At 75.7% G+C, this 8,556-nt stretch carries 8 protein-coding genes; 3 read left to right on the top strand and 5 right to left on the bottom strand.

Annotated features, from left to right (window positions below; all coding sequences use genetic code 11):
- Positions 1-111 precede the first annotated feature (111 nt).
- The 4 genes from ABT085_RS40240 to ABT085_RS40225 form a co-directional block, all read right to left on the bottom strand.
- On the bottom strand, positions 112-1,446 hold the full coding sequence (locus tag ABT085_RS40240) for a carboxyl transferase domain-containing protein (protein WP_351620137.1): 1,335 nt from the start codon (positions 1,444-1,446) through the stop codon (positions 112-114).
- Positions 1,443-2,885: an acyl-CoA synthetase gene (locus ABT085_RS40235; RefSeq protein ID WP_351620134.1), complete on the bottom strand. Its 1,443-nt coding sequence runs from the start codon at positions 2,883-2,885 to the stop codon at positions 1,443-1,445. Before ABT085_RS40235 ends, ABT085_RS40240 begins: the two co-directional genes overlap by 4 nt.
- A 131-nt stretch (positions 2,886-3,016) precedes the next feature.
- Positions 3,017-3,631: an O-methyltransferase gene (locus tag ABT085_RS40230; protein ID WP_351620131.1), complete on the bottom strand. Its 615-nt coding sequence runs from the start codon at positions 3,629-3,631 to the stop codon at positions 3,017-3,019.
- A gap of 108 nt (positions 3,632-3,739) precedes the next feature.
- Positions 3,740-4,810 carry a MerR family transcriptional regulator gene (locus ABT085_RS40225; protein ID WP_351620140.1) on the bottom strand — a complete coding sequence of 357 codons (1,071 nt, stop codon included), beginning with the start codon at positions 4,808-4,810 and terminating at the stop codon, positions 3,740-3,742.
- A gap of 143 nt (positions 4,811-4,953) precedes the next feature.
- Between ABT085_RS40225 and ABT085_RS40220 the strand changes: the two genes are divergently transcribed.
- Positions 4,954-5,820, top strand: coding sequence for an ATP-grasp domain-containing protein (locus ABT085_RS40220; RefSeq protein WP_351620129.1), 867 nt, complete (start codon positions 4,954-4,956; stop codon positions 5,818-5,820).
- A gap of 61 nt (positions 5,821-5,881) precedes the next feature.
- Here the strand turns inward: ABT085_RS40220 and ABT085_RS40215 are convergent, their stop codons facing one another.
- On the bottom strand, positions 5,882-6,490 hold the full coding sequence (locus ABT085_RS40215; protein WP_351620126.1) for a hypothetical protein: 609 nt from the start codon (positions 6,488-6,490) through the stop codon (positions 5,882-5,884).
- A gap of 207 nt (positions 6,491-6,697) precedes the next feature.
- Here ABT085_RS40215 and ABT085_RS40210 point away from each other — a divergent pair, with 207 nt between their 5' ends.
- Together ABT085_RS40210 and ABT085_RS40205 are read left to right on the top strand one after the other, a co-directional pair.
- Positions 6,698-7,471 (top strand): IclR family transcriptional regulator, encoded by a 774-nt coding sequence (locus ABT085_RS40210; RefSeq protein WP_351620123.1) that lies wholly within the window; start codon positions 6,698-6,700, stop codon positions 7,469-7,471.
- On the top strand, positions 7,468-8,313 hold the full coding sequence (locus tag ABT085_RS40205; protein ID WP_351620120.1) for an SMP-30/gluconolactonase/LRE family protein: 846 nt from the start codon (positions 7,468-7,470) through the stop codon (positions 8,311-8,313). The genes ABT085_RS40210 and ABT085_RS40205 overlap by 4 nt, the downstream gene beginning before the upstream one ends.
- The last annotated feature ends 243 nt before the right edge of the window (positions 8,314-8,556 follow it).

Raw genomic sequence — 8,556 nt, 5'->3', positions numbered from 1 at the left:
GGACCCCGTCCTGGTGGGCGCCCGCCCGGACGCCTCCCGGAGGGGCCCCGCAAGGACCCCTTCCCGGAGGAGGCCCGCCGGGACGCCTTTCCGGCGGGAGCCCGCCAGGATCTACCCCGAGCCCACCACGCCCCGGATCACGCCCAGTTCCACCAGGTCCTGGGGGCGGATGCGGAGCTGGTTCGCGGTCGCCTCGGCGTCCTGCGGCGGCCGCTTGAGGATGGCGGCCGCCGGCTCCGGCGCGATGACCGAGAAGTAACTGTCCGGCACCGCCCAGGTGTTGCCGGGTGCGGCCAGCGCCAGCGCGCCGCCGGAGCCGCCCTCGCCGATCACCAGGGTGGTGACCGGCGTACGGGCGGCGGCCACCGCGCCGAACAGGTCCGCGATCGCGGCGCCCACCCCCTGCGCCTCGGCCTCGGCGTCGTTGGCCGCGCCCGGGGTGTCCACCAGGGTCAGCACCGGTATGCCGAGCCGGTCCGCGAGCCGGACCAGTCGGGCGGCGGTGCGGTAGCCGGCCGGACGGGTCGCCGTTCCCGCCTGGGCGGCGTAGGCGACGGCCCGCCCCGCGTGTTCGCCGAAGCCGCACAGCATGCCCGCGTCCCGGCCGCCGCAGCGGTCCCCGCCGAGCGCGACCCGGTGCGTGAAGTAGGCGTCCAGATAGCTCGCGGCGCGCGGACGCCGGGCCGCGCGGGCCCGCCGTACCGCCTCCCAGCCGGTCGCCGGGAGATCCGCCGAGCCGAGCGCCCGCGGCACGGGTGCCGCCTCGGCCGACGGCGCCGTCAGCAGCCGCAGCCACCGCCCGAGCACCCCGCGCAGCTCCTCGGGCGCCACGACCGCGTCGGCGGCGCCCGCCGCCACCTGCGCCTCGGCCGTGTACGCGGCCGGGTCGGCGTCCGGCGGCCGCACCCGGGACCCCGCGAAGCCGACCTGGGCGCCGGGCAGCGCGAGGACCACGTCGGCGCCCGCGCCCAGCGTGGCCCAGCCGCCGCCGGTGGTCGGGTCCCGCAGCACGGCGATCTGCGCCAGACCGGCCGCCCGGGTGAGCGCCGACTGCCGGGCCACCCGCTGGAGCTGGGTCAGCGCGAACATCCCCTCCTGCATCCGGCTGCCGCCCGTGGCCACCAACGGCACGACGGGCAGGCGGTGTTCACGCGCATACGTGTACGCCGCCGCCAGCCGGTCCCCGGTGCGCTCGCCCAGCGAGCCGCCGAGGAAGCCGAACTCGAACGCGATCAGCACGGCCCGGGTGCCCTCGACGTGCCCGGTGCCGCAGACGACGGACTCGCTCTCGCCGGTGCGTGCCGTGGCGCGGGCCCGGGAGGCGTCGTAGCCCGGCCAGCCGAGCGGGCCGTCGGCCGGTGCGGACTCCCGTGCCGGGTGGGGGAGTTCGGTGAAGTCGTCGGTGACGAGCGCGAGGGTCGCCCGGGCCGTGCGGCCGTCGGTCATGACGGCAGCGCCCGCTTCATGATCTTCCCCATGTCGTTGCGGGGCAGGGCGTCCAGGTAACGGACCACCCGCGGCCGCTTGTGCGGGGCGAGCCGGGCCGCCACATGGCCCGCCAACTCCTCGGCGGCGGGCGGCTCCCGGGGATCGGCCGGGACGATCCAGGCGACGACCCGCTCGCCCAGGTCGGCGTCCGGCTCTCCGGTGACGGCGGCCTCGCGCACCCCCGGATGCTCCAGGAGCGCGTTCTCGATCTCACCCGCCCCGATCTTGTAACCCCCGCTCTTGATCAGGTCGGTGGCCTTGCGGCCGACGATCCGGACGTACCCGTCGGCCTCGCGCACCGCCATGTCGCCGGTGCGGAACCAGCCGTCGGCGGTGAAGGCGGCCGCGGTGGCGTCGGGCCGGTCGAGGTAGGCGGTGAACAGGTTCGGGCCGCGCACCTGGATCTCGCCCACGCTCTCGCCGTCGTACGCGGTGAGCGCGGTCCCGTCCTCCTCGACGAGCCGCAGTTCGACCCCGGGCAGCGGCACCCCGACGGTCCCGGCCCGTGCCTCGCCGTCCGCCCGGACACTGGTGTTCATCAGCGTCTCGGTCATGCCGTACCGCTCGATCACCCGTCGGCCGGTCGCCGCCGCGATCCGCTCGTGGTCGTGCACGGGCAGCGCGGCGGAGCCGGAGACGAGCAGCCGGGCCCCGGCCAGCGCCCCGGCCAGCGCGGGGTCGCCGGACAGCGCCTCGGCGATGCGGTGGTACATCGTCGGCACCCCGAACAGCATGGTCGCGCCGTCGGTCAGCTCGCGCGCCACGCCGTCGGTGTCGAACCGGCCGAGATGCCGGAGCGAGCCGCCGCGGCGCAGCGGGCCCAGGACCCCCAGCACCAGGCCGTGCACATGGAACAGGGGCAGCCCGTGCACCAGCACGTCGGCGCCGGTCCACTGCCAGGCGTCGGCGAGCGCGTCCAGGGTCGCGGCGATCGCGCGGCGCGGGATGACGGCGCCCTTGGGCGGGCCGGTGGTGCCGGAGGTGTAGACGATCAGGGCGGGGTCCTCGCCGTCCGCGTGACCGGCGGCGGGCTCGCCCGTCGCGCGCACGTCGACGTCGATCCGCGCCAGGCCGCCCACGGCGGGCGGGAGTTCGTCGCCGGGGGCGGCCAGCACCAGGGCCGGCGCGCTGTCGGACAGGATGTGCCCGAGCTCCTTCCCGCCGGATCTGGGGTTCAGCGGTACGGCAGCCGCACCGGCCAGCAGCACGCCCACGACCGCGACGGCCGTCTCCAGCGAGGGGGTCGCCCACACGGCCACCCGGCCCGCCCCGCGGATCCGCTCGCCGACGGCCGCGGCGGCGGAGGCGAGTTGCGCGTACGTCAGGCTGCGGTCGCCGAACCGCAGGGCGGTCCGTCCGTCCGGATCGTCCGTCAGGGCCGGGAAGAGGGAGGTCACGCGGTGCACTCCTGGGGGTGGGGGAACACGTCCGGGAACAACACCTCCGTTCCTACACCAGCGGCTCCCCGATCCGGCCCCGCCCACGACTTGACGTCGGTCACGCCCGGGCGCTCCCGGGCCGACGCCGGTCACCCGTGCGCGGCCGGCAGCCTCCGGGTGCCCACCACGCTGCTCAGGTCGGGTGCCAGGCGCAGTTCCACCGACCGCAGCGCCGGATGCTCCAGCCAGAAGCGGCGCGGCAGGTCGGGGCGGCCCTCGTGCAGCGGCGGCCAGGTCGTCGCCGGGGTGAAGTCGTCGACGACGACCGTGCCGCCGGGCGTCAGCAGCCGCTCCACGTCCGCCGCCGGACCGTCACCCTTGCCCTGTCCGCCGCCGTCCAGCACGAGCAGGTCGTACGGACCCCGCTCGCCGATCCGCTCCCAGTCGCCGGTGAGCACCTCCACCCCGGGCAGGTGGGCGAACAGCCCGGCGGCGACCCGGGCCCGCTCGGGGTCCCGCTCCACGCTGACCAGCCGTACGCCGTCGCCCGCGCCGGAGGCGAGCCAGGCCAGCCCGACCCCGAACCCGGTGCCGGTCTCCCCGATGGCCCCCCGGGCGCCGCCCGCCAGGGCGTGCAGCAGGCGGCCCTGTTCGGGGCGGCAGGAGTACGGGAAGCCGTGGGCGCGGGCGGCGGCGACGGCCCGTTCCACGAGCGGGGGGAGGTGGCGGTGGGAGTCGTAGGCGCTCGTTCCGGCGGTCGACATGCGGCCGATCCTGCCGTGGTCCGGGCTGCTGCCGCCACCGGTTCGGCGAGCGTCCTGGCGTGGTTCAGGCTCAGGCCGCCATCGGATCGGCGGCCGTCCTGGCGTGGTTCAGGCTGCTGCCGTCACCAGATCGGCGACCACGCAGCCGATGTTGTCCGGGCCGCCCGCCTCGTTCGCGGCGTCCACCAGGGCTCGTACGGCGTCGTCGGGACCGGTGTGTCCGGACAGCAGCCGCCGGATCCGGTCGTCGGGGACCACCCCGGACAGGCCGTCGGAGCACAGCAGATAGCGGTCGCCGGGCAGCGCGTCCTCCAGCCGCAGGTCCGGCAGGGCCGGCGCGCCGCCCGACAGGGCCTTCAGGAGCAGGGAGCGCTGGGGGTGGGCGGCGGCCTCCTCCGGCGTCAGCCGGCCCTCGTCGAGCATCGACTGGACCAGGGTGTGGTCGTGGGTGATCCGGAACAGCTCCCCGGCGCGCAGCAGATAGGCGCGCGAGTCCCCTATGTGCACCAGGGCCAGCCGGGAGCCGGTCCACAGCAGGGCGGTGAGGGTCGTACCGGTCTCGTCCGTCGAGGACACCTCGTGCACGGCGCGGGTCGCGCTCTGCACGGCGTCCTCCAGCAGGTTGAGCACGCTCCCGGCGGGCACCTCCGCGGTGTCCAGGGCCTTCAGCGCCGCGACGGCGGCCCGCCCGGCCGGTCCGCCCGCCGGACCGAAGCCGTCGGCCACGGCGAGCAGCCGCGTGCCCGCGTAGGCGGTGTCCTGGTTGGCGGGGCGGACGCGGCCGCGGTCGGAGTGGGCGCAGTAACGCAGTTCCAGCATGACGGTGTCCTTCCTGGGCGGCTCGGGTGCCGCCGCGGCGAGATGGTCGGCGAGGAAGACGGCGAGGTCCCGCCGGGCCGCCGTCTCCGCCTCGACCCGCGCCCAGTAGGCGCGGATCTCGGCGGCGGCGTCCGCCGGGCCGAGGGCGCACACCCGGCGGATGCCGGCCAGCGGCATCCCCAGCCGCCGCAGCCACGCCACCAGTCGCGCCTGCTCCAACTGCGCCTGGGCGTAGTAGCGGTAGCCGGTCACCGGGTCGACCCGCGCGGGTTGTAGCAGCTCCAGTTCGTCGTAGAGCCGCAGTGCCTTCGGAGACAGCCGGGACGCCTTCGCGAAGGCGCCGATCGTCAGCAGGTCCATGTACATCCCGTCCGGATTCCCTCGGTCTTCCTGCCACCGATGCTGGGGGCTGCCCCAGGGTGAAGGTCAAACACCTTGTTCCGCAGCCGGGGCGGCCGGTTAGCCTGCGTGGGTTCGTCCGCCCCTTCAGGAGGGAATCCGCCGTGCCCCGCATCGCACTCGCCACCTACGACCCCGGCCCGGAGCCGGGCAAGGACAGCGACCTCCCGGTCCTGGTGGAGGCGCTGCGGGCGGCCGGGGCGCAGGCCGTCGCCGTGCCCTGGGACGAGCCCGGCGTCGACTGGAGCGCCTTCGACCTGGTCGTCATACGCTCGACCTGGGACTACAGCTGGCGCGCGGCCGAGTTCGCGGCGTGGGTGCGCAGGTGCGACGCGGCGACCCGGCTGCTGAACCCCGCCGACGTCGTCCGCTGGAACGCCGACAAGCGCTACCTCGGGGATCTCGCGGCGGCCGGGGTGCCCGTCGTGCCTACCCGATACCTCGCGCCCGGCGATCCGGCCGACCTCCCGGACGGCCGCGAGTACGTCGTCAAGCCCACCTCGGGCGCCGGTGCGCGCTTCGCCGCCCGCTACACGCCCGAGGAGCGCGAGAGCGCCCTGCGGCACCTGGCCCGGATGCACGACGAGGGGCACACCGCCATGGTGCAGCCCTACGTCACCGGCATCGACGTCGGCGGCGAACGGGCGCTGCTGTACGTCGGCGGCCGGTTCCTGCACGCCAGCCGCAAGCAGGCGGTGCTGTCGCCCGGCACGGCCTACGACGCGGACAAGGTGGCGCACCCCGGCCTGGAGCCGTGGACCGCGACCCCGGCGGAACTCGCCGTCGCCGAACAGGCGCTGGCCGCCGTGCCGGGCGCGCCCGGGCTGCTGTACGCGCGGGTGGATCTGGTGGACGGGGACGACGGCCGGCCCAGGGTGATGGAGCTGGAACTCGTCGAGCCGAATCTGTTCCTGTTCCTGCACCCGGGGTCCGTGGACCGGGTGGTGGACGCGGTGCTGGCGTCGGCCTGAGCGCTCCACCGAAGCGGGGTGACGGGTCCGGTCCGTGGGGCCGTCGGGGGCCGGGCGCGTCTCAGGGCGCTTGCGGGGCGGGCCGGGCCGTCGCGGTCCGCTGGAGCAGTCCCCAGGTGAACTCGGCGACGACCTCGTGCGCCGTCCCGTCCCGGTCGGGGGCCGTGAACGCCAGTCCCCACCGGGTGGGAGCCGTGCCCTGGAGCGGGCGGGCCGGGGCGAAGGCGCGGGCGGCCTCGTCGACCGTGCAGGACCAGGGGGCGAGGTCCTCGACGGTGCGCAGCCCGGCGCCGGGCGTGCCCGGCGCCCGTACCAGCCACTCGTTCCACACCACCCCGTCGGGCGCGACGAGGACCTCGAAGCGCAGGTCGGGCCAGAGCGGCAGCGGCCACAGCCGGGCCTCGCAGTCGAGGTCGCCGATCCTGCGGGCGACGGCGGACTCGGGCGGGCCCAGGACCGAGCGGTAGCGGGCGGCCGCGGAACGGGCCCGCGGGGAGCGCAGCATGGCCTGCCAGCGCTTGTTGGCCTCGCGCATGTCGGTGAGCGAGGCGCCCAGCAGCCGGCGGGCGTCGTCCACCAGGCCGGGATTGTGGTCGGCCATGCGACGCAGCAGGACCAGCTGGAAGTCCGCGGCGGTGAAGGGGCCGGCGGGGGGCTTCGGGGACGGCATGGCACCCATCGTCGCGCACCGCCCGCACTCCCGGGAGTCCCGGCCATTGCCCGCGGAACCCCACTATGACTAGCCTGTGTTCGCAATCCCGATCGACTGTTGAAATATCGAACGTCGATCGTGAACACCGCAGAACACCGCCGTGAACACCGCCGTGAACACCGTCATGAACACCGTCACCTAGTGAACCAAGGGAGGGGGCCGGTCGTGGGACGACTCGTACCTGCCGTGACCCGGGCTCTCGACATTCTGGAGCTCTTCCTCGACGGGGACGGGACGCTCTCCGCCCCCGACATCGTGCGCCGGCTCCAGCTGCCCCGTACCACCGTGCACGAGCTGGTCACCACGCTCGCCGCCCGTCAGTACATCGTGCCGGTGCCCGGTCAGCCCGGACGCTACCGGCTCGGGGTGCGCCCGTACCAGCTCGGCAGCCGCTACGCCGAGCAGCTCGACCTCGCCGCCGAGGGGCAGCAGGTCGCCCGGTCGGTCGCCGAGACGTGCGACGAGACCGTGCACGTGGCGATCCTGGAGGGCACCGACGTCATCTACATCGCCAAGGTCGACTCCACGCACGCCGTGCGCATGGTGTCCGCCGCCGGCCGCCGGCTCCCCGCCCACTGCACCTCCGTCGGCAAGATGCTGCTGGCCTCGCTGCCCGACGCCGAGCTCGACTCGCGCGTACCCGAGGACGCCGATCTCGTCGCGATGACCCCGAACAGCATCACCTCCCCGGCCGCGCTGCGCGAGGCCCTGGCGGAGATCCGCCGGCGCGGGGTCGCGGTGGAGAGCCGCGAGTCCAACCCGGACGTGAGCTGCGTGGCCGCGCCGGTGCGCGACCGGACCGGGCGGGTGGTGGCCGCGCTGTCCATCTCCGTGCCGATGATCCGCTGGAGCGACGAGCGCCTGGCGGAGCTGGAGCAGCTCGCCGCCAAGGGTGCCGTGGAGCTGTCGGAGCGCCTGGGCCACCGGAGCGTGGCATGACGGCGTACGAGGTGGCGGTCCGGGCGGAGGCGACGCTCGGCGAGGGCCCGACCTGGGACGCGGCGGCCGGCCGCCTGATCTGGCTGGACATCCTGGGCTCGCGGATCCACACCTACGACCCCGCCTCCGGCCGCCGCACGGTCCGTACGACCCCGCAGCACGTCGGCGCGGTGAAGCCCCGCGCGGCCGGCGGACTGGTGCTGAACCTCCGGGACGGCGTCGCCCTGCTCGACCCGGACGGCACCCTCGGCTGGCTGCACCACGACCCCGTGCCCGGCCGCCGCGCCAACGACGCCGCCGTCGCCCCCGACGGCTCCCTGTGGGCCGGCACGATGCGCTACGACGAGGCCACGGGAGGCGGCACCCTGTCCCGGATAACCGGCGACGGCACGGTCGAGACGGTCCTCGACGACGTGACGGTCAGCAACGGCACCGGCTGGAGCCCCGACGGCCGGCTGATGTACTACATCGACAGCCCGACCCGCCGGATCGACGTCTTCGACCACGACGGCGGACGGATCACTGACCGCCGCACGCTGGCGGAGATCGAGGCGGGCGCCGGCTTCCCGGACGGCCTCACGGTCGACGCCGACGGCTGTGTGTGGGTGGCCCTCTGGGACGGCGGCGCGGTCCGCCGCTACACCCCGTCCGGCACCCTCGACCGGGTGATCTCCCTGCCGACCCCGCGCATCACCGCCTGCGCCTTCGGCGGCCCGGACCTGACCGACCTCTACGTCACCACGGCCCGTACGGGCCTGTCGGCGCCGTCGGCACTCGCGGGCTGCCTGCTGGTGATCCCGGGAGCGGGCAAGGGACAGCCGCACCCGGCATTCGCGGGCTGACCCGGCGCGCGGCCCACCGGCGGGTCGTGGGCCGATACGGTCCGCGGCCCACCGGCCGGTCGTGGGCCGATACGGCTTGATACGGCGCGCAGCCCGCAGCGGGTCGTGGCCTACATAGCGTTCGGCCCGAGGCGCGCGGCGCGCGGCGTTCGGCGCGCAGCACGCAGCCGGTCGCGGGCCGGTGCGGCGCTCGGCCCGAGGCGCGCGGCCCGCAGCCGCCTCGCGGGCCGACACGGGCTCGGC

The sequence above is a fragment of the Streptomyces sp. NPDC002265 genome, assembly GCF_040296125.1.
Classification (GTDB): domain Bacteria; phylum Actinomycetota; class Actinomycetes; order Streptomycetales; family Streptomycetaceae; genus Streptomyces.
The sequence above is the reverse complement of the archived record's forward strand: the minus strand, read 5'-3'. Positions and strand labels throughout refer to the sequence as shown.

Coding starts and splice junctions, on each gene's coding strand:
- ABT085_RS40215 (WP_351620126.1), bottom strand. CDS start 6,490: ATGCCGTCCCCGAAGCCCCCCGCCGGCCCCTTCACCGCCGCGGACTTC.
- ABT085_RS40230 (WP_351620131.1), bottom strand. CDS start 3,631: ATGTCGACCGCCGGAACGAGCGCCTACGACTCCCACCGCCACCTCCCC.
- ABT085_RS40205 (WP_351620120.1), top strand. CDS start 7,468: ATGACGGCGTACGAGGTGGCGGTCCGGGCGGAGGCGACGCTCGGCGAG.
- ABT085_RS40240 (WP_351620137.1), bottom strand. CDS start 1,446: ATGACCGACGGCCGCACGGCCCGGGCGACCCTCGCGCTCGTCACCGAC.
- ABT085_RS40225 (WP_351620140.1), bottom strand. CDS start 4,810: ATGGACCTGCTGACGATCGGCGCCTTCGCGAAGGCGTCCCGGCTGTCT.